This is a genomic window from Enterococcus canis NBRC 100695, assembly GCF_001544375.1.
GTDB classification, from domain to species: Bacteria; Bacillota; Bacilli; order Lactobacillales; family Enterococcaceae; genus Enterococcus_H; species Enterococcus_H canis.
In genome coordinates, this window is the sequence record NZ_BCQJ01000002.1 from 306235 (window position 1) to 325638 (window position 19404).

Annotated in this window: 20 protein-coding genes and 2 tRNA genes; 2 read left to right on the forward strand and 20 right to left on the reverse strand. The window is 43.6% G+C overall.

Annotated features, from left to right (window positions below):
• Window positions 1-58 precede the first annotated feature (58 nt).
• Window positions 59-4297, reverse strand: a complete 4239-nt coding sequence (locus ECA01S_RS04880) for a 2-hydroxyacyl-CoA dehydratase (RefSeq protein ID WP_067391973.1) — start codon at window positions 4295-4297, stop codon at window positions 59-61.
• Window positions 4298-4481: 184 nt separating this feature from the next.
• Between ECA01S_RS04880 and ECA01S_RS04885 the strand changes: the two genes are divergently transcribed.
• Window positions 4482-5093 (forward strand): TetR/AcrR family transcriptional regulator, encoded by a 612-nt coding sequence (locus ECA01S_RS04885; protein ID WP_067391976.1) that lies wholly within the window; start codon window positions 4482-4484, stop codon window positions 5091-5093.
• The gene (locus ECA01S_RS04890; RefSeq protein WP_067391978.1) at window positions 5080-5880 is read left to right on the forward strand and encodes a homocysteine S-methyltransferase family protein; all 801 of its coding nucleotides are present in this window, start codon (window positions 5080-5082) and stop codon (window positions 5878-5880) included. Before ECA01S_RS04885 ends, ECA01S_RS04890 begins: the two co-directional genes overlap by 14 nt.
• Window positions 5881-5917: 37 nt before the next feature.
• Here ECA01S_RS04890 and ECA01S_RS14340 read toward each other — a convergent pair whose 3' ends face one another.
• The 19 genes from ECA01S_RS14340 to ECA01S_RS04975 form a co-directional block, all read right to left on the reverse strand.
• Window positions 5918-6088: a hypothetical protein gene (locus ECA01S_RS14340; protein WP_169792757.1), complete on the reverse strand. Its 171-nt coding sequence runs from the start codon at window positions 6086-6088 to the stop codon at window positions 5918-5920.
• Window positions 6089-6161: 73 nt separating this feature from the next.
• Window positions 6162-7820, reverse strand: a complete 1659-nt coding sequence (locus tag ECA01S_RS04895; RefSeq protein ID WP_067391980.1) for a peptide ABC transporter substrate-binding protein — start codon at window positions 7818-7820, stop codon at window positions 6162-6164.
• Between the two features lie 307 nt (window positions 7821-8127).
• Window positions 8128-8199, reverse strand: a tRNA-Gln gene (locus ECA01S_RS04900).
• 12 nt (window positions 8200-8211) lie between these two features.
• Window positions 8212-8292 (reverse strand) — tRNA-Tyr (locus ECA01S_RS04905).
• Between the two features lie 85 nt (window positions 8293-8377).
• Window positions 8378-8605 (reverse strand): DUF2969 domain-containing protein, encoded by a 228-nt coding sequence (locus ECA01S_RS04910; RefSeq protein WP_067391982.1) that lies wholly within the window; start codon window positions 8603-8605, stop codon window positions 8378-8380.
• A gap of 45 nt (window positions 8606-8650) precedes the next feature.
• Window positions 8651-9301 carry a CBS domain-containing protein gene (locus ECA01S_RS04915; protein ID WP_067391989.1) on the reverse strand — a complete coding sequence of 217 codons (651 nt, stop codon included), beginning with the start codon at window positions 9299-9301 and terminating at the stop codon, window positions 8651-8653.
• A 2-nt stretch (window positions 9302-9303) separates the two neighbouring features.
• Window positions 9304-10005, reverse strand: a complete 702-nt coding sequence (locus tag ECA01S_RS04920) for an ABC transporter ATP-binding protein (RefSeq protein ID WP_067391991.1) — start codon at window positions 10003-10005, stop codon at window positions 9304-9306.
• Window positions 10005-10781: an ABC transporter ATP-binding protein gene (locus ECA01S_RS04925; RefSeq protein WP_067391992.1), complete on the reverse strand. Its 777-nt coding sequence runs from the start codon at window positions 10779-10781 to the stop codon at window positions 10005-10007. Before ECA01S_RS04925 ends, ECA01S_RS04920 begins: the two co-directional genes overlap by 1 nt.
• Window positions 10759-11724, reverse strand: coding sequence for a branched-chain amino acid ABC transporter permease (locus ECA01S_RS04930; RefSeq protein ID WP_067391994.1), 966 nt, complete (start codon window positions 11722-11724; stop codon window positions 10759-10761). The genes ECA01S_RS04925 and ECA01S_RS04930 overlap by 23 nt, the downstream gene beginning before the upstream one ends.
• 8 nt (window positions 11725-11732) lie before the next feature.
• The gene (locus tag ECA01S_RS04935) at window positions 11733-12617 is read right to left on the reverse strand and encodes a branched-chain amino acid ABC transporter permease (protein ID WP_067392005.1); all 885 of its coding nucleotides are present in this window, start codon (window positions 12615-12617) and stop codon (window positions 11733-11735) included.
• A gap of 101 nt (window positions 12618-12718) precedes the next feature.
• The gene (locus ECA01S_RS04940; protein ID WP_067392008.1) at window positions 12719-13897 is read right to left on the reverse strand and encodes an ABC transporter substrate-binding protein; all 1179 of its coding nucleotides are present in this window, start codon (window positions 13895-13897) and stop codon (window positions 12719-12721) included.
• Between the two features lie 217 nt (window positions 13898-14114).
• Window positions 14115-14987, reverse strand: a complete 873-nt coding sequence (locus tag ECA01S_RS04945) for an ROK family protein (RefSeq protein ID WP_067392010.1) — start codon at window positions 14985-14987, stop codon at window positions 14115-14117.
• A gap of 67 nt (window positions 14988-15054) precedes the next feature.
• Window positions 15055-15519 carry a GNAT family N-acetyltransferase gene (locus ECA01S_RS04950; RefSeq protein ID WP_067392012.1) on the reverse strand — a complete coding sequence of 155 codons (465 nt, stop codon included), beginning with the start codon at window positions 15517-15519 and terminating at the stop codon, window positions 15055-15057.
• Window positions 15520-15522: 3 nt separating this feature from the next.
• The gene (gene yidD, locus ECA01S_RS13870) at window positions 15523-15795 is read right to left on the reverse strand and encodes a membrane protein insertion efficiency factor YidD (RefSeq protein ID WP_071858910.1); all 273 of its coding nucleotides are present in this window, start codon (window positions 15793-15795) and stop codon (window positions 15523-15525) included.
• A gap of 96 nt (window positions 15796-15891) precedes the next feature.
• Complete coding sequence (locus ECA01S_RS04955; RefSeq protein ID WP_067392023.1) at window positions 15892-16545, reverse strand: 3D domain-containing protein; 654 nt, start codon at window positions 16543-16545, stop codon at window positions 15892-15894.
• A gap of 495 nt (window positions 16546-17040) precedes the next feature.
• The gene (locus tag ECA01S_RS13875) at window positions 17041-17217 is read right to left on the reverse strand and encodes a DNA-directed RNA polymerase subunit beta (protein WP_071858911.1); all 177 of its coding nucleotides are present in this window, start codon (window positions 17215-17217) and stop codon (window positions 17041-17043) included.
• A gap of 8 nt (window positions 17218-17225) precedes the next feature.
• A complete protein-coding gene (gene murA, locus ECA01S_RS04965; protein WP_067392029.1) occupies window positions 17226-18512 on the reverse strand; it encodes a UDP-N-acetylglucosamine 1-carboxyvinyltransferase in 1287 nt (428 codons plus the stop codon).
• 90 nt (window positions 18513-18602) lie between these two features.
• Complete coding sequence (locus ECA01S_RS04970; RefSeq protein WP_067392031.1) at window positions 18603-18836, reverse strand: DUF1146 family protein; 234 nt, start codon at window positions 18834-18836, stop codon at window positions 18603-18605.
• Window positions 18837-18969: 133 nt separating this feature from the next.
• The gene (locus ECA01S_RS04975) at window positions 18970-19392 is read right to left on the reverse strand and encodes a F0F1 ATP synthase subunit epsilon (protein ID WP_067392034.1); all 423 of its coding nucleotides are present in this window, start codon (window positions 19390-19392) and stop codon (window positions 18970-18972) included.
• Window positions 19393-19404: the final 12 nt, after the last annotated feature.

Consider the following 19404-nt stretch of genomic DNA (forward strand, 5'->3'; position numbering starts at 1 on the left):
TGTATTCCTTCTTATTTCTCGGAGTTAGACGCTTCTGTTCCAACCTCTCCTTCCGATATTAACGCGTTTCTGCTACTTGGATTGCTTTATTAGCCGTTGCCATCATCAAGCGGATGCGGTTCAGCTGATTCACAAGTGAAACTCCTGGATCATAGTCAATCGCGGCAATGTTCGCTTTAGGGTATTGAGAACGCAGCTCTTTTATAACCCCTTTACCAACAACGTGATTGGGCAGACAACCAAATGGCTGCATGCAGACGATATTATCGACCCCTGATTTCAGCAGTTCAATCATTTCACCAGTCAAGAACCAACCTTCACCAGTGTGGTTACCGATAGACAGAACTTTTGACGCATCTTCAGCTAACTCATGAATCGAATGTAACCCGTCAAATCGTTGCGAACGGCGTAACGCTCGATCCATTGGTTTTTCTACGATTTCGATCAAACGAATCGCAAAGTTCGCCAGATTTTTGCTCTGCTTGGACATGCCCAGATTTTCATATTTCCAAATTTGATTGTACAAGGAGTAATTCATAAACCCGATAATGTCAGGTACAACGGCTTCGGCACCTTCTTGTTCCAATAAGCGCACGATATCATTGTTGGCTGTTGGTGAATATTTCACTAGAATCTCACCTACAACCCCGACTTTTGGTTTCACAACATCAAGTAATGGTACCGTATCAAATTCTTTGATGATTTTCTTCATGTTTTGGTTAAAGCCAGTCAATGAGCCACTACGCACATTGCCTTCGATTTTCTTGAGCCATTTAGCATGGAGACGGTCTATTGTACCTGGTTCCAGCTCATAAGGACGAGTCCGGTAAACGACGCGTTCAAACAAATCCCCATATAAGAAAGACACCACTAAGCGTTTCAGCATTGGCAAGGTGAATTTAAAGCCAGGATTGGATTCAACCCCTTTATTACCTAATGAAACAGAGACGACTGGCACTTGTGGGAAACCGGCATCCATTAAGGCTTTCCGTAAGAGCGGAATATAGTTGGTTGCCCGACAACCACCACCAGTCTGGGTCATCATAACACTGGTATTGTTGACATCGTATTGACCACTTTGCAATGCCTCAACTAATTGCCCAATGGAAATGATGGCCGGATAGCAGGCATCATTATTCACAAATTTCAAGCCAACATTGATTGCTTCCCGGTCTTCAGCTGGTAAACAAACCACATCATATCCTGAAGCTTTCAAGGCAACGTCGACTAACCCTTCTTGGTGAATGGGACTTAGCATTGGTAATAAGAGTGTATGTTTTTTACGCATTTCTTTCGTAAAGACAACTTTTTCCGGCTCTTCAAATCGTTTTTTCGGTTCGAAGTTTTGTTTACTCCGTTCTCCAACGGCGGCTTTCAATGAACGTAACCGAATGCGAATCGCCCCAAGGTTAGCCCCTTCGTCTATTTTCAACACGGTATAGATTTTACCGTATTGACTCATAATCTCTTCAACTTGGTCCGTTGTGACGGCATCAATCCCACAGCCAAAGGAATTCAACTGAACCAACTCCAAATTTTTTGATTTGGCCACCACACGAGCTGCTGCATATAACCGTGAATGGTAGACCCATTGGTTCACTACCCGCAGATTGCCCACATCACTTAAATGCGAGATACTATCCTCCGTCAACACGTGGAAGCCTTCCTGCGTGATGACTTCGGCGATACCATGATTGATTTCAGGGTCCAAATGATACGGTCGGCCAGAAAGTACGATCCCCCGCTCACCTTTCATAGTAAGGTCACGCAAGGTGTCCTCGCCTTTTTGACGGATATCCGCTTTAAAGGCGTCTAGCTCTTCAAAGCCATGACGCAAGGCCGTTGTCACTTCTTCTTCGGTGATACCCAGATCTTGGAAGGTATGGTACAAGACTTTTGCCACCGAGGCCTCATCAGCCAGATTTAAGAATGGATTACGGTAGTCTACTTTACCATCGCGAATATCATCTACATTGTTGCGGATTACATCGGGGTAGCTTTGTACAATCGGACAATTGAAGTGATTATCCGCCTGCAAGTCCTCTTGCCGCTCAAAGACAACCCCTGGATAAAAGATCCGCGGCACGCCTTGGTCGATTAGGGCTTGGATATGACCATGGGTGATTTTAGCTGGATAACAAGCCGTATCGCTGGGAATTGTTTCCATCCCTTGTTCATAGAGTTCTTTATTAGAGCGTGGCGATAAGACGACTCGGAAACCTAATTCCGTAAAGAAGGTATGCCACAAAGGATAATTTTCATACATATTCAAAACCCGCGGAATCCCGATTTCACCGTATTTGACGTCTTTCCGTAATGGTCGATATTTGAATAAACGCTTATATTTATAATCCACCAAGTTAACACGACGGTCTTCACGTTTAATCTTGATTTGAGCACCACGTTCACACCGATTGCCGGTAATAAACTTACGGCCATCAGAGAAGACCGTCACAGTCAGCATACAATTGTTTTCACACAAGCCACAATGGGTAAATTCTTTCTCAGCATTGAAGGCATCCAGCTCTGACAAGTTTAGAATGGTGGAAGTTTCTTCTAATTCAGCATTTTCCATGGCAATCAAGGCGGCCCCGTAAGCTCCCATCAGACCGGCAATTGAAGGTCTAACCACTCCACGACCACTGATCATTTCAAAGGCGCGCAGCACAGCTTCGTTGTAAAAAGTCCCACCTTGGCAGACGATTTTCTCACCTAATTCTTCTGGTCGGCGAATTTTAATGACTTTATAAATTGCATTTTTAATAACCGAATAGGAAAGTCCCGCTGAGATATCTCCCACTGAGGCGCCTTCTTTTTGGACTTGTTTCACTTTGGAGTTCATAAAAACAGTACAGCGAGAACCTAAGTCCACTGGCGCTTGACTCGCTAAGGCTGCTTGCGCAAAATCCTCCACATTATAATTTAAGGATTTAGCAAACGTCTCAATAAAAGAACCACAACCAGAGGAACAGGCCTCATTTAGTTGAATCGACGACAGAACGCCTTCTTTGATGGTCATGGCTTTCATATCCTGACCACCAATATCTAAAATGAAATCGACGCCTGGCTGGAAATGATTGGCTGCTTTATAATGGGCCATGGTTTCAACTTCACCAATATCCACTTTCAAGGCATTTTTAATCAACTGTTCGCCATAACCAGTCACCGCTGCTTTGGCAATATAGACGTCTGCGGGCATTTGTCGGTATAAATCCTTCAGCACGCGAATAGATGTCTCTAGTGGTTGACCTTCGTTATTGCCGTAAAAACTGAAAAGCAGTTGACCCTCAGCATCAATCAACGCCACTTTAGTGGTAGTTGACCCCGCATCAATTCCAAGATAGCTGGCACCTGTATGAGCAGCCAGTGGTTTTTCGGTAGCTTGCGCCTGTTGATGCCGCGCCCGAAACGCCGCTAATTCTGCCTCATCTTGAAATAAAGGTGTCAAGGTATCGGTTGGCTTTAACTTTTCACTATTTTCATGGGTCAAACGTTCCAACAACTCCGCTAAAGTCATCACCGGCGCTGACTCTGAATAAAAGGCGGCTCCCATCGCCACAAAAAGTTGGGGCTGTTCTGGAAAAATCACGTCTTCTGGTGCAATATTCAAGGTTTCGATAAAGCGACGCCGCAATTCCGACATAAAGTACAAAGGGCCTCCTAAAAAGGCGATTTTCCCTTTGATTTTGCGGCCAGCGGCTAAGCCGGCAATTGTTTGATTAACCACAGCTTGGAAAATACTGGCAGCGATATCGGCCTTGTTTGCCCCTTCGTTGATTAAGGGCTGTACGTCTGTTTTCGCAAAAACGCCACAGCGGGAAGCGATTGGATAGATAGTATGGTAATCCTTAGCTAGTTCATTGACTCCGTTTGCATCGGTCTTCAATAGCACTGCCATCTGATCGATAAACGCACCAGTCCCCCCTGCACAGCTACCATTCATGCGCTGCTCTAACGCCCCTTCAAAAAAGGTGATTTTGGCATCTTCGCCCCCTAATTCGATGGCAACATCCGTTTCCGGAATCACTTCCTCGACTGTGCGGGTACAGGCAATCACCTCTTGGACAAAAGGAATTCCTAAAACATCCGCTAAACCCATGCCACCGGAACCTGTAATGGCCATGGTAACGGGTTCGGTACTTAAAAGAGCCGCTGCCTCTTGCAAAATTTTAACGGTGGCTGCTTGAACATCAGAAAAATGCCGCTCGTATTTTGCAAACAGGTGCTGCTTCTGTTCATTCATAATGACTAATTTCACGGTTGTGGAGCCTACGTCAATACCTGCTCGTAATGTCATTGTTTGCCCCTCCTTCTGTAATGGTACATTACCCAACAGCTTGTTGATTATCTAACAAACTGTTTGATATAATACTCATGTATATTTTAGAAAGATTTTAATCTAATTGCAACAAGCAAACAATCGTTATTTGTGAGATAAACAACAAACTACAACTTTTTGTTGTATAACAGGAGAATTTTTTATGAAAAAGAAAGTCGATCTACGAGTCAAGCGCACCCACAAAATGATTATTGAAGCCTTTGTCCGTTTAGTAGAAGAAAAAGGCATGGAGGCTGTCACCGTTCAAGATATTGCGGAAGAAGCCATGATCAACCGGGCTACTTTTTATGCCCACTTCAAAGACAAGCAAGACCTTTACGAACAGATTTTTTCTTTTGCGGTGGGAGCTTTCACCTCAGTATTGGATTCAGATCCTCTGGTAAAAAATAATCGCATCAAAGTAAAACAAATTGAAAAACTGCTGACGACTATTTACATCAATATTCAAAAGAACAAATCTTTCTTTTTAACCATCACTGAAGGCAATAATAATGAACTTTTACGGAAAAAATTAGGCGCTCTTCTGTATGAAAAATATGATACGATCTTTCGTCAGCTGCGAATTACGGAAAATGAAATCGAAGTACCGATCGATTTTATCGTTGAGTATATGACCTCGATTTTTATGGGGACCCTTCATTGGTGGATCACTAGCGAGACTGATATGACCCCCAATCAATTAGCTAAGTTAGTCATAAAACTAGTAGGAAACGGTCATTTGACGGTCTTAGGTGTCGACATTGAAAAAGATTAAATCTGACTTGTTAACCGCTTTTCAAGACTTTGTGATTGGCGATGGGGCGATGGGAACCTTATTAGCCCCTGACATTGCCTATGAACACTTGCTCAAAGCCAACTTAGAGCAGCCCAAACTGATTTTAAATGCCCATCAAGACTATGTTGCTGCTGGAGCCGAGCTTATTTTAACCAATACCTTTGCGCTTTCGCTAGACACCGCTCCGCCTGATGAAAAGGTCCGTATCGCACGGCAGGCTTGCCAATTAACCAAGCAAGCAGGTGCAAAATGGTGGGCCTATGACCTAGGTCCCGCTCTGCCAGAACAATCGCAAAGAGAACGGCAGCTTACGTATTCTCAGCAAGCTCAGATTGCTGTTGAAGAAAACGCCGATGCTCTTCTTCTCGAAACCTTTTATACCATTTCTGAACTAGCATTGGCCTTAGAGGCGGTAACTAGCTGCCCCTTACCACTCATGGTTTCAGTAGCCCTCCTAGGGGAGGATGACTTGGCTTCTGTTTTGCATCTTTGCCAAGGTCGTGTTGCGGTACTAGGGATCAATTGCCAGTATGGTCCGTCCCTGCTGCAAAGTACCGCCTATCTACGCCAACATTGGACCGGCCCACTTTATATTCAGCCTAACCGCGGCATTCCGGATCATGATGGGCACTTGCCAGTCAGCCAGCTGGAGTTTGCCGGTTTCGTCCAAAAGCTGATCCAATTGGGTGTTAATGGTATTGGTGGCTGTTGTGGTACTACCCCGGAAACGATTCACTTCATAAAAAAAGAGCATCTGCAGCGCTGAAATCAGCGACAGATGCTCTTTTTCTTGAAAATTCAACTTAATGGTTTTTGGCTTGCCACTTGATGTTGTGGCGGGTATTGCGTTTCGTCAAAACACTCACAGTGGTTGGCTTACTGCCATCCTTTTCAACGACTACTTGATAACGGTCATCATGTACGATATCGTATAGTTTTTCAGCTGCTTCAGTTATTTTATCTTTAATTCCCATGAAATCGCCTCCCACTATACTCTACCGCATTTTTTTCAGATTGACAAATCAAGCCTCCTCTGCTGAGTTCCTGTTATTCCTCAATAGAGGCCCACTTGTAATCATAGGTTGCACCAGCTGCATGGGCAACGACGCCCTTGACTTTGGTATTCCGTAAGTGTGCTTCCGCTTTTTGGTAGACAGGTGTTACGCCTTGCTCAGCCATAATCGTTTGCTCGGCTTTGATTAGATCCTGCCAGCGTTTTTCTGGATCATTGGCATTAGTGGTAGAAGAAGCTTTGACTACTTTATCATAGTCAGCATTGCTCCAATGACCACGGTTATAGGAATTACCGGTTACAAATAGATCAGTAAAGCTGGAAGCATCGGCATAATCGGCGCCCCACCCTCCTAAAACGATATCAAAATCGCCGGCTGTGGAACGATCTAAACGTACCGCAAATGGGACTGGTGTCAGATTCATCGTCACACCATCGAGGGTTTCTTCAACAGCACCCTTGATATATTCCAATACTTTTTTCGTAGCGTCATCATCGGAAGCAATAAACTCGATATTTAAAGAATCGATGCCTAAATCTTGCTTGGCTTTTTCCCAATGCTCTTTGGCTTTGGCTGTATCAAAGGCAATTACTGAACCAGCATCTTCCGTGAAGTCTTTATTTCCTGTTGGACTGAAGGTCATCTCAGCTGGAATCAAACCAGTTGAGGCCACCGAGCCATCACCTAAAATCTGGGTCACCAGTGCCTCGCGGTCAATGGCGTAAGAGATTGCTTGCCGCAAATCTGCGTTGCGATAAGGAGAATTTTCGTCCCGCTGATTGTATTCCAGATAGGAGGTCCGCGCTTCCTTTTGTGAAACAAAGGCTGGATCATTGGCCATTTGCTGCGCCAGCTCACCGGTTAAAATCACATCGTCTGCCTGTCCGTCTTGGAAGAGATTTAGAGAGGTAGAAGATTCTTTCACGACACTGACATTGATCTTGTCTAATTGAACAGTGTCTGTATCCCAATACTGGTCGTTTTTCGTATAGCTCCATTCCGTATCTGTTCCTGGTCCATCAAAATCCGTTAAGGTAAAAGGACCATTGTAAATGGCATTGTCGCTATTCGAAGCGTAATCCTTACCGTGTTCTTCCACCACACTTTGTTTTTGTGGGAAGAAGGATGGGAAAGCTAATAAATAATCAAAATAAGGGGTAGGTTGTGTTAAGGTGATCTCCAATTCATGGTCATTCACCGCTTTGATTCCTAATTCAGACGGATCTTTTTCACCCGCTGTGATCTGTTCTGCATTGGTTACCGGTGCATAGAGGTAGGCGTATTCTGACCCTGTCTCCGGTGTAACCGTCCGCTGCCAGCCGTACACATAGTCCGCGGCTGTTACTGGATCACCATTGGACCATTTGGCATCTTCTCGTAATTTGATTTTATAAACCAAACCGTCCTCGCTAACTTCCGCCATTTCACTGGCACCCGCTGCGTGTGGTTTACTGTCTGCGTCCAGACGGTAAAGCCCTTCATAGACATTATTCAGTGCACTAAAACTGATGGTATCGGTGGCTAAAGACAAATCTGCACTTGGCATCTCTTGTGTCACGACAACTCGGAAGACATTGCTGCCACCTCCGCTAGTCTGTGTGGTTGCTCCAGATCCGTCTGTCGAGCCGCCGGTGCTACAGCCAGCTAAGACAAGCCCGCACACCATCATTATCCCAAATCGTTTCTTTCCCATACTACTCCCCCTACTTTTCGCAATTTTCAGAATAATTATTATTTTCTGAAGTTGAATAAGATTTTAATGAATAATCACTAAGAATGCAACCCTTTTTTGCTTTTATTTTTTATAAATAACGGATATAAAACAGATCAAACCGTTTATTATAAACGCTTATAGCGGATTAAATATAACCAAATAAAAATGAGCAAAGCTAGGAAGTGCTTGCATGATTTCTCATAATAGACGTATAGATGTGAACCAACGCTTTTAAATTGGATAAAAAGACATAAAAAAAGACCAGTCCGAAGACTGATCTCGTTAGCTGGGGTAGCTGGATTCGAACCAACGCATGAGGGAGTCAAAGTCCCTTGCCTTACCGCTTGGCTATACCCCAATATTTGAAGAATGGAGGAGAGTGGATTCGAACCACTGAACCCTAAGGAACGGATTTACAGTCCGTCGCGTTTAGCCACTTCGCTACTCCTCCGAGAGGTTTGTCTTAACAAACCCGACTTCAATATAATACCTAAGGTTAGAAAAAAATGCAAGTCAAAAGTGAAATTTTTTTGTTATTATTCATGCAGATTCCAATAACGAATCAGTTCTTCAAAACCTTCATCGACTGACTTGACTGTTGCTTCGCGGTTTCCATCAATCATGACTGTAAAACGAGTCCCTTCAGGAATGATTTCACCGATCATTTTTTTACCAATAAATAATTGTTGAACCGTTACTTGCTGTCCATTTTCTTGACGCTGGATTTCTTCCGCGCGTACTTCAATATCTTTTTTCTTTGCCATAAACTTCCCTCCTCAGGTAGTTTACCACAGCCCCTCAGTAAAAGACTAGTTTTCTTGACTAGTTCGAACGACCTGCACCACAAAATAACCAGCAGCCTCCAGAATTTCTTTGATAAGTTCCTCTTGGCGAGACGCTAGCTGTAATTCTACAATTGTTTCCAATTCTTTGCGGTCTACTACAATCGTAATGATACTTAACTCGTGTTCGGCTAAAAGAGCTGTCAAAGCAGCTAAAACACCGGTATGGTCTTCCTTGATGCTTAGAGTGACGCGGGTACCATCCATGTGATAGCCGGTGATTTTAAGAAAGGCATCAAAAATATCATTATTGGTGATGATGCCCACTAGTAGTCCCTGTTCAATTACTGGTAAGACCCCAATATTGTGCTGACGCATTTGATAGATAGCATCCTCTAAAAGCGCATCTGGCGCAATAGTTTGGACCTCTTTAATCATCACATCGGCGACTGTCGTTTTATTCAATAGATAATTTACTTCATAAACACTCAGACTAGTGGCTTGTGAAGGCAATGCAGCTTGAATAACACCTTCTGTGATCAAACCAATCAAATGCTCCCCATCGACGACTGGCAAGCGGTGGATGTCATGTTGCCGCATCATATCCACTGCATCAAAAATCTTGGTCTCCGGCGCAATGGTAATTAAATCTCTCGACATAAAATCCCGTACACTCATAACTAACCTCCTAAATATGCTTTCTTGACTTCTTCACTGGCCAATAGCTCGGCACCAGTCCCTGATAAAACGACCCGGCCGGTTTCTAGAACATAGCCACGGTGGGCAATTGACAACGCCATTTTTGCATTTTGTTCAATCAGGAGAACCGTCGTCCCTTGGGCATTGATCTCTTGAATAATCGAAAAGATTTCTTTGATAAAAATCGGTGCCAGTCCCATAGAGGGCTCATCCAACAAAAGCAGCTTTGGTTTGGACATTAAGGCGCGCCCCATCGCCAGCATTTGCTGTTCCCCGCCAGATAAAGTAGCAGCATCTTGTTGCAGCCGCTCTTTCAAAATTGGAAACTTGCGATAAACCTGTTCATAATCGTCGCTAATTTGCTTATCTTTTCGTAAGAAGGCTCCCATCTCCAAATTTTCTTGAACCGTTAGCCCGGGAAAAATATGACGACCTTCAGGCACCTGAGAGATCCCTGCCTGCACGATTTTTTGAGGAACCACTTTGTTTAATTCACGACCTTCAAACTGAATCGTCCCCGCTGAAGCGCGGTTCAATCCAGAAATCGTCCGTAGAATCGTGGTTTTACCCGCACCATTCGCACCAATCAGCGACACAATCTCGCCTTGTTGTACCTCAAAATCCACTTCATTTACTGCCTGAATCATGCCATAATGAACGGAAAGTCCTTTTACAGTCAGCATTACAGCTCACCTCCCAAATAAGCCGCTATCACGCGTGGATCATTTTTAATGTCCTCGGGCTTCCCTTCAGCTAAAACGCGACCATATTCCAACACATAAATTCGCTGGCAAACTTCCATCACCAGACTCATATCGTGTTCAATCAACAGAATCGTAATTTGGAATTCCCGTTGAATTTTCCGAATCAGTTCAGTCAAATCGGCTGTTTCTTGAGGGTTCATACCAGCAGCCGGCTCATCTAAAAAGAGGATTCGTGGCTCAGTGGCTAAGGCTCGGACGATTTCCAAGCGCCGCTGTTCCCCATATGGCAGATTTTTAGCCAAGGTTTCGGCTTTTGCTTGGAGCCCAAAAATGCTTAACAAACGCAAAGCTTCCTGTGCCATTTTCTGTTCCTTTTTGTAAAAAGCCGGCAAGCGAAAAATGCCACTTAGAACCCCTTCACGGCTTTTGCTATTCATGGCAATCAAAACATTATCTAGTACTGTCAAATCCTTAAAGAGGCGAATGTTTTGAAAGGTTCGGCTCAAGCCTAGGTCCGCGATGGTATAGGGCTTCTTCCCGTTGAGACGCTCTTTTTGTCCCAGCGGACTGTAATAGATATCGCCTTCGCTGGGCTCATAGACGCCTGTCAGCAAGTTGAACAGCGTAGTTTTTCCCGCACCATTAGGCCCAATCAAACCAACCAATTCATTTTCTTCCAACTGAAGATTGACATTGGAGACCGCTGCTAGTCCACCAAAGTTTTTAGTCAAATCAGTGACTTCCAGTAGTGACATCTGTGTCGCCCCCCTTTTTCAATAACGCTTTGACAGAAAATTCCTTGGTACCTAATAGTCCCCCTGGCTTAAAGATCATAATGATAATCAGCGCCAATGAATAAATGATCATCCGCAGGGCGCCAAAATCTTGGAGATACATGTTGATTAGTCCCAGAACGATTGCGGCAATGATGCTGCCAGTCAAACTGCCAATCCCGCCAAAAACTACAATAATCAAAATGTCGATGGATTTCATAAAGCCAAAATCTTTTGGTGCAATGGATTGCAAATAACCGGCATATAAGGAGCCCGCAATACTAGCTGTCATGGCACCTAGCACAAACGCAATTACCTTATATTTCGTGGTATTGACCCCCATCGCTTCCGCCGCGATTTCGTCCTCGCGAATCGCCATAGTCGCTCGGCCAGCCCCTGAATGGATGTAGTTGGCAATCACTAAGGTTGTTAACACGACAAAAACATAGACCATCTGCCAATCGACATAGGGCAAAATGCCAAAGATTCCCGAAGGACCATTGGTAATGTCTTTCATGTTGATAATCAAGATACGAATGATCTCCGCAACCCCTAACGTCGCAATCGCCAGATAATCACCCTTTAGACGTAGGGTTGGTACGCCAACAACTAACGCTACGATACCAGAAAGTAAGACTCCAACACCTAAGCCGAGATAAAAACCGCCATAGGTTTGGTTTTGCATAGAAATCAAGGCGGCACTATAAGCACCGATTGCCATAAAGCCTGCATGTCCCAATGAAAATTGCCCCGCAAAGCCGATGATTAAATTTAAACCGGTTGCTAGAATGACATTGATACCAATCATGACAATAATATTATCTAAAAACAAATCAATGGCGCCCATCACGTAACAAGCATATAAGATGCCGTAGCCAGCCAGTGCTAAGGCAAGCCAGATCAACGAATATTTAAGATTTTTCATGGTCTCACCTACACTTTCTCTTTGACATTTTTACCTAAGATTCCGGCTGGACGGATTAGTAAAATTAAAATCAAGACACCATAAACGACAGCATCTTTGTAATCAGAGAAGCCTAGCGCCGTCGTTAAGGTTTCCAAAAGGCCAATCACAAAGCCGCCTAAGGCCGCCCCTGGGATGATTCCAATGCCCCCTAACACAGCCGCCACAAAAGATTTCAGACCCGGTACCACGCCCATCATGGGATCAATGGAATTATAGTAAAGGCCAATCAGCATGCCACCAGCCGCCGCCAAAGCTGAACCTAAGGCAAACGTAAAGGAAATCGTCCGGTTGACATTGATCCCCATTAGCTGCGCCGCATCAGCATCCACACTTACTGCTCGCATCGCTTTTCCCATTTTTGTCTTTTGAACGATCAGTTGTAACACAATCATTAAGACTAATGACACCGCCAAAATCAGAAGTTGAATATTGCTGATCCGTAAAAAACCAATTTGGTAATTTTGCAATTCAATCACCTGTGGAAAGGGTCTGGTGTCGGAGCTAAAGAAATAAATCATGATATTTTGTAAAAAGTACGAGACCCCAATTGCCGTGATCAACGCCGCGATACGAGTCGATTTCCGCAAAGGTCGGTAGGCCAAGAATTCAATCAAGACACCTAACAAGGCACTGCCTGCCATTGCTAAAAGCAGCGCAGGGAAGAAGCCCATTTGAAATTGATTCAATAAAAAATAGCCTATAAAAGCACCAATCATATAAATTTCACCATGGGCAAAGTTGATTAGCTTGATAATTCCGTATACCATCGTATAGCCTAATGCCATCAAAGCATAGATACTACCTAGAAAGAGACCGTTGATCAGTTGCTGGATAAACATTTGTGCAGCCATATGCTCCTCACTTCCTTCGTTTGATAAAAACAGAAGGGAGATGACCAAGATATGCCATCTCCTCTCTCATTTGATTACTAACGTTTATAAAGAGGACGTTTTTATGAAGGATCAACCGTTTCAGCTGAACTTTCTTCGCCATCTGTCAGACCCAAGACCACTGCTGATTTTTCTGGATTGTGGTCTTTATCCATGGTCATAGTACCGGTGACACCTTCAAAATCTTTCAAACCTGCTAGCCCAGTAGTGATAGCTTTTGTATCCGCAGCATTTTGATCTTCAATCGCTTGTTTGATCATGTAGACGGCGTCATAAGCCAAGGCATTAAAGGAAGAAGGCTGTTTGCCAAATTTATCTTGGAAAGCTTTGATAAATGGTTCTACTTTGTCATTTGCAGGAGCTTTTGTTGAAAAGTGACCTGTGTAGAAAACGTTAGAGACATTTTTGGCACCCGCTGTTTCCACCAATTTTTCGTCACCAAAGCCGTCAGCGCCGATGATTGGCTGCTCGATACCCATTTCTCGCGCTTGCTTAATGATCAGACCAGCCTCGGTATAATAGCCAGGAATATAGATGACATCAAAATCTTGGTCTTTGATTTTCGTCAGCATTGCTTGGAAATCTTTATCACCAGCAGTAAAATTCTCTTCCGCCACGATGTCACCTTGATAGGTGTCTTTGAAAGCCTTCGTCAAGCCAATAGCATAATCAGAAGAATTATCGCCTAAAATCACAGCTTTCTCAGCTTTCAAGTTTTCCTCAGCATATTTTGCCAACACGATTCCTTGGAAGCTATCCTGGAAACAAGAACGGAAAATGTATTCCTGTACGGTACCATTTTGGACCGTAATCGCATCATCTGTCCCGGAAGGCGTCACAGCTGGTACCTGCGCTTTGGTGATATTCGGTAAAGTCGCCTTTACTGCACCACTAGTCGCTGGTCCAACGATCGCTACAACATTTTCTTTCGTGGTCAAGTTAGCCGCCACGGAAGCAGCCTCATTATTATCTGATTTATTATCTTTCGTGATAAGCTTGACCTGTTTTCCTAAAATACCGCCATTCGCATTGATTTCATCAACCGCTAGTTCAATACCCTCTTTTTCAGCGGTACCATATGCCGCTACGGCACCTGACAATTCCATGTTCATCCCAATATTGATGGTTTCCGCATCGCCACCAGTTCCGCTCGCACTTGAGTCACTGCCTTTAGGTGCCGGCGAACCACACGCCGTCAAGAATAGCGCACTTGCCAACACAATCCACATTCGCTTTTTCATCCAAATTCCCCCTTATTTCGTTACCAAATAGTAAGATTGTTAAAAATATACCGAATATCAATGGTAAAGTCAATGAATTTTCAGAATATTTCTATAATTCTTTTTATTTAGATAAATTAGATTAATAATAACCTTTTCTCATTATATTATTATCTAAAGAAGAGAGCAACAAAAAAGCAGAGTCCGAATTCGGACCCTGCTAGGAATGTCTGTTCAATTATTCCCAATTACGACGAGCTTCGAAGTTAGCGACAGCTCCCACAAGATTGGCATCATTCAAATATTTACATGGGACGATTTTTGGTACAAAATCTTTTAAGTTCCGCAGTGCATTCATTTCTGCCACCCGCGCGTTGATTTCTTCAAATAGACCAGCCTTAGCCGAAACGCCACCACCAACGACGATGATTTCCGGATCTAGAGCGTACTGAATACTGAATAGGCCTTGGGCCATATAATCGTAAAACTTCGCCACTTCTTCTTGGGCGATGGTATCGCCAGCTTCTGCCCGCTCAAAGACTTCTTGGCCTTCAACAGTACCACGAGGGACATTCGTCCGGTCACAGTAGCGCCACGCCATCTGTACAGCCGTTCCCAGCTCACTAAAGGTCTTGCCTTGGTCCAAAATCATCAAACCAAATTCACCACCGTAAAGATGAGCACCTTTGGCGATTTTGCCTTGATGGAAAACCGCACCGCCAATACCAGTCCCAGCGATGACAAAAGCGACTTCTTGATGACCTTTGGCTGCGCCAAAGAAAATCTCAGCCATACCGGCACAGTTGGCATCATTTTCGATGGTTACAGGTAAACCAAAAAGTCGTTCCAATTCTGAGAAGATATTAAAATGATGGATATAAGGAATCGCGCTGATACCTTCAATCACTTGTTTCTCCACATTGACTACGCCTGGTGCGCTGATAGCAATGCCTTCGATATCAGTGACAGTAGAAACAACATCCACCATATTTTGTTTCATTTCCGCCCACGTTGCGGGGGTCGTGAATTTTCCTTTATTCGTTAATTTTTCATCAGCCCAAACGCCATATTTTACCGCTGAGCCGCCAAAATCAAATGTCATGATTGCCATTGTAACATCCTCCGTTCTCTACTTCTCATTTATTTTACCGCAAAAAAAAAGTGCTTTCAATCGCACTTTACTTTTTTGGTGTTAACCATTGATTCAAAATGAGTTGATGCTTCAAACGGACACCATCTTCATAGATTGGTTCGCTATAATGATGGACGAAATAATTCTCCACACGAGCCTTCTCCTGAAAGCCGCAGCTTTTATATAAGCCCACAGCAGGACCCGTAATATCTCCCGTTTTGACCAATACTTCTGTTGGCTTAGTAATCTGCTGCTGCAATTCCTTTAAAGTAGCTTGTACCAACTGTTTACCGATACCTTTCCCTTGAGCTGAAGGCGCCACGGCAACATTCATCAGCTCCGCCTCAGTTTCTCGCAGTTGAAAAACAACTTCGCCTAAAATTTGCTGTTCTTCTTCAAAAACCAATAGCTGACTCGTTGCTAGATAGTTACGAACCAGTGCTTCCTCTGGGTCAGCATCCAACAAAAGCGCCCATGGTAACGGTTCAGCTGCATTTAAATAGCGAATCATTGCTTACCTCCTATGATCATAAGGCCCATGATAGGTCTCATCTGGATTGCGTCTCAGGCTAAAGGTCAAAGGCACATAGTCAATGCCACCCTTCACGAAGGGATGACAACGCAAAATACGGGCGATCCCCATCGTCGTCCCTTTGATACCGCCGTGGGTCCGTACAGCATCTAACATATATTGTGAACAAGTCGGGTGGTAGCGGCAACGCCTTGGTAGTCCTGGTGAGATAAACCGTTGATAAAACCGAACCAGACCGATAATAATTTTTCCCATACTGCATGCTCCTTTGCTGACGCTATCATACCTTCTTTTGCTTGGAAAAACAAGAAAGGAGCGTCTCCTAAAGTGGAAACACTCCTAACAATTGACTTAGCTTAAAATAGTTACTTTAACCATCCGACGTCCCCAAGCGCTTAACTGACCTGGATCAGCAAAGTGAACGTCAATGATATTCCCTTGGATCGCGCCACCAGTATCACTAGCAATCGCTTCGCCGTAGCCTTCGACATATAAACGGGTCCCCAGTGGAATGACACTTGGATCCACGGCAACTGCCATCGGATTTTGAGTCAAGTCTTGCCCTAACGCCGTCACAGTCCCCCCACCAATGTCACCTTCTGCGTATGAATAAGCAGTAGATTCCATCATCATGGTTTCTCCTTGAGGTGTGCTAGTTTCCGCAGCTGCTTCAGCTTCCTCTGCTTCTTTGGCAGCCTCTTCTTTCGCAGCTTTTTCTTTGGCTGCTTTCTCTTTAGCCGCTTTTTCCTTAGCTGCTTTTTCCTTATCTGCTTTTTCTTTAGCCGCTTTTTCGGCTTTTTCCTTAGCAGCAATCTCAGCTTTGACAGCTTTGACGGCATCGCCTTCGGTAGTTAAACTGATAAGATCAGTAGATAATGACTTCGCTGCATCAGCGGTCGCAATAGTTGTTGTAATAGGTTCTTGTTCAGCTGCATATACGGGCAGGACATTGCCGATCGCAAACAGACTGGTTATCAATAAGAACGGTAGCCATTCTTTTTTCATTGGTTGTAATTCCCTCCTAGTTTTGGTACGAGAGATATAGTACCACCGGGAACAACCATTCGGGTTACAGCGTTATTAAGGCTTATTGACACAGAAATAGAAAGCGATTTCTTAAATGAAACTTTTGTAATATATTAGAGAGTCTTCATTTCTTTCATAAATCAATGCGCTAATTCCTTGCTACAACAGTGTTTATCATCTTTTTTTAAACGGACTAAAGATAATGAGAAAACAAAGTGAAATACTATGTTACAACGAATGTCATAAAAAAACAGTATAAACCACTAAAAAAACGGAAAAAAACACAATATGACAAACATATGACAATCGTGGCAGCAACTTTGCAATTTCGTAACCCTTTTCTTCACAAAAAAAGGCTCTTAATAACGGTAGTAACAGGCGTTATAATGCACTTTAGACAAATCAAAAAAAGAATATTTCACAGATTTTAAACCTAAAAAAAGAGACCACGAACTGAATCATGGTCTCTTTATGCTATTTCAAAAAATCTAAGATATGCTGCCAGATGCTAAAATTGAAAACATCTGTCGCTTTGCCAGAACCAATCACGCCGTAACCAATCATGGTGCCAATGATAAACAATAGCATCATTAATAAGATGACGGAGAAGATAATGATCAATGTACGCAAAATATATCTTTTTGTACTCATAAGCACTCCTATGCTGGTTGAGTGGTTGGTGCAGGCGTGCCTACACGTTCAACATTTGCACCCAAGCCTTGTAATTTCTTATGGAATTGATAATAGCCGCGATCCAAGTATTTTAGATTGCTAACGCGCGTCACACCTTCAGCCCGTAAACCGGCTAAAATCAAGGCAGCCGCTGCACGCAAGTCAGTTGCAACAACAGGAGCTCCTTGTAGTGGTTGTCCTCCTGTGATGATGGCAACATTACCATCAATCTTCACTTGAGCGTTCATACGACGCATTTCTTCTAAATGTTGGAAGCGATTTTCAAAAACAGTTTCCGTCACCGTGCTAGTCCCAGCTGCTACTACTTGAATAGCAGTCATTTGTGCTTGCATATCAGTTGGGAAGCCAGGATGTGGCATTGTTTTGATATCCGTTGCTTTAATAACTTTCGGTCCAACGACGCGAACGCCATTGTCTTCTTCCGTAATGATTGCGCCCATTTCCCGTAGCTTCGAAATCAAAGGACGATTATGTTCAGAAATCGCATCTTCAATCAAGACGTCGCCTTCGGTCATTGCTGCCGCTACCATAAAGGTTCCTGCTTCAATGCGGTCTTGCACAACGGAGTGTTCAACTGCATGTAAGTGATCGACGCCTTCGATACGCATCGTTTCAGTACCAGCACCATAGACATGAGCACCCATCTTATTCAAGATGTTTGCTAAATCAACGATTTCCGGTTCGCGAGCGACGTTTTCGATAATTGTCGTTCCTTTTGCACGAACTGCAGCCATCATGATATTTTGAGTCGCACCTACACTTGGGAAGTCCAAGTAAATACGATCTCCAATCAATTCATCTGCAGTAGCTTCGATATAGCCGTTATTTTGCGTAATTTTAGCACCTAAAGCTTGGAACCCTTTTAGATGCAAATCGATAGGACGTTTCCCAATCGCACAGCCGCCAGGCATAGCCACTTTAGCGTGACCATTACGCGCTAATAAAGGACCCATCACCACGATGGAAGCCCGCATTTGACTCACGTATTCATAAGGCGCTTCACTTTCAAGCTGACGTGAAGCATCAATTGTCATTGCGTTGTGTTCTTGATCGAATTCGACATCCACATTCAGTTGGCGAATGACCTCATTCATCGTCAATACATCAGATAAAATTGGCACATTTGTTAATTTTGTGGTGCCTTCTTCTGCCAATAAAGTAGCAGCTAAAATCGGTAAAACGGCGTTTTTAGCACCTTCAATTTTTACAGTTCCAGTTAAACGATTACCGCCTTGGACAATAATCTCTTCCATTATTTTCCCCCCAAAAACCTCTAAAGAAGCGATCTTATGTACAAAATCTTTTTTATTATAGCACCTTTAATAAAAAAATGGTACTTTTTATTACAAACCACCTAGAAACAGGTTGCGGCATAATGCGATAACTTCCAAAAAGAAGCTGCTGGCCAGATACCCTAACGCGATGGAGAGCAACACAAAAAAGATCCGTACTTGAGGAACTCGGTAAGCCTTGAACGCGGTATCAGTACGTAACGACTGCAGTGACCAAAAAGCAAGATAGATAAATGCAAAGTGACTAACGATTCGAACAATCGCGTCAATACCATAAAGCTGCAACGAGATCCCTCCTTTTTTATTTATACACAAGAAGTATTCTACCATAAAATGAAAGAAAGAAAAAATAAGTTCTCTTTTTCTGAAAATAGTAAAAAAGATGACAAACAACTGCAATGTTTGTCATCTTTTTTAATTAGGTATGTTTTGACACGTTGATCCGGTTGATTGCGCGGTGCAACGCAACAGTTGCCCGTTTCAATTCATCGGTATCGGCTTTTTGTTTTGCTTCTTCGATCAATTTTTCGGCGCGCATCTTGGCCCGTTCTGCCCGTGGCACATCGATATCCCGTTCACGTTCAGCACTATCGGCAACGATCGAGACAACGTTATCTCGAACTTCCATAATACCGCCATTCACGGCGATCCAGTCTACGTGAGTATCTGCATCGGTCCGTTTTACGCGGACTTCATCAATGGCTAAGGGCACGATGATTGGCGCATGCTTCGGTAAAATACCTAGCTCGCCATCAGTCGTTTTGGCTACAACGATTCGCGCGTGGTGATCATAAACTAATCCATCAGGAGTGACCACATTTACGGTTAACACATCATCCATCGTGTCGCACCC

Coding starts and splice junctions, on each gene's coding strand:
- ECA01S_RS04945 (WP_067392010.1), bottom strand. CDS start 14,987: ATGGCAATCATGACATTTGATTTTGGCGGCTCAGCGGTAAAATATGGC.
- ECA01S_RS04920 (WP_067391991.1), bottom strand. CDS start 10,005: ATGCTGACTGTAAAAGGACTTTCCGTTCATTATGGCATGATTCAGGCA.
- ECA01S_RS04880 (WP_067391973.1), bottom strand. CDS start 4,297: ATGACATTACGAGCAGGTATTGACGTAGGCTCCACAACCGTGAAATTA.
- ECA01S_RS04885 (WP_067391976.1), top strand. CDS start 4,482: ATGAAAAAGAAAGTCGATCTACGAGTCAAGCGCACCCACAAAATGATT.
- ECA01S_RS04930 (WP_067391994.1), bottom strand. CDS start 11,724: ATGAAAAATCTTAAATATTCGTTGATCTGGCTTGCCTTAGCACTGGCT.
- ECA01S_RS04915 (WP_067391989.1), bottom strand. CDS start 9,301: ATGAGTGTACGGGATTTTATGTCGAGAGATTTAATTACCATTGCGCCG.
- ECA01S_RS04955 (WP_067392023.1), bottom strand. CDS start 16,545: ATGAAAAAAGAATGGCTACCGTTCTTATTGATAACCAGTCTGTTTGCG.
- ECA01S_RS04935 (WP_067392005.1), bottom strand. CDS start 12,617: ATGGCTGCACAAATGTTTATCCAGCAACTGATCAACGGTCTCTTTCTA.
- ECA01S_RS04940 (WP_067392008.1), bottom strand. CDS start 13,897: ATGAAAAAGCGAATGTGGATTGTGTTGGCAAGTGCGCTATTCTTGACG.
- ECA01S_RS04910 (WP_067391982.1), bottom strand. CDS start 8,605: ATGGCAAAGAAAAAAGATATTGAAGTACGCGCGGAAGAAATCCAGCGT.
- ECA01S_RS04950 (WP_067392012.1), bottom strand. CDS start 15,519: ATGATTCGCTATTTAAATGCAGCTGAACCGTTACCATGGGCGCTTTTG.
- ECA01S_RS14340 (WP_169792757.1), bottom strand. CDS start 6,088: ATGGGAATTAAAGATAAAATAACTGAAGCAGCTGAAAAACTATACGAT.
- ECA01S_RS04925 (WP_067391992.1), bottom strand. CDS start 10,781: ATGTCACTACTGGAAGTCACTGATTTGACTAAAAACTTTGGTGGACTA.
- ECA01S_RS13875 (WP_071858911.1), bottom strand. CDS start 17,217: ATGAGTACAAAAAGATATATTTTGCGTACATTGATCATTATCTTCTCC.
- murA (WP_067392029.1), bottom strand. CDS start 18,512: ATGGAAGAGATTATTGTCCAAGGCGGTAATCGTTTAACTGGAACTGTA.
- yidD (WP_071858910.1), bottom strand. CDS start 15,795: ATGGGAAAAATTATTATCGGTCTGGTTCGGTTTTATCAACGGTTTATC.
- ECA01S_RS04975 (WP_067392034.1), bottom strand. CDS start 19,392: ATGGATGATGTGTTAACCGTAAATGTGGTCACTCCTGATGGATTAGTT.
- ECA01S_RS04895 (WP_067391980.1), bottom strand. CDS start 7,820: ATGGGAAAGAAACGATTTGGGATAATGATGGTGTGCGGGCTTGTCTTA.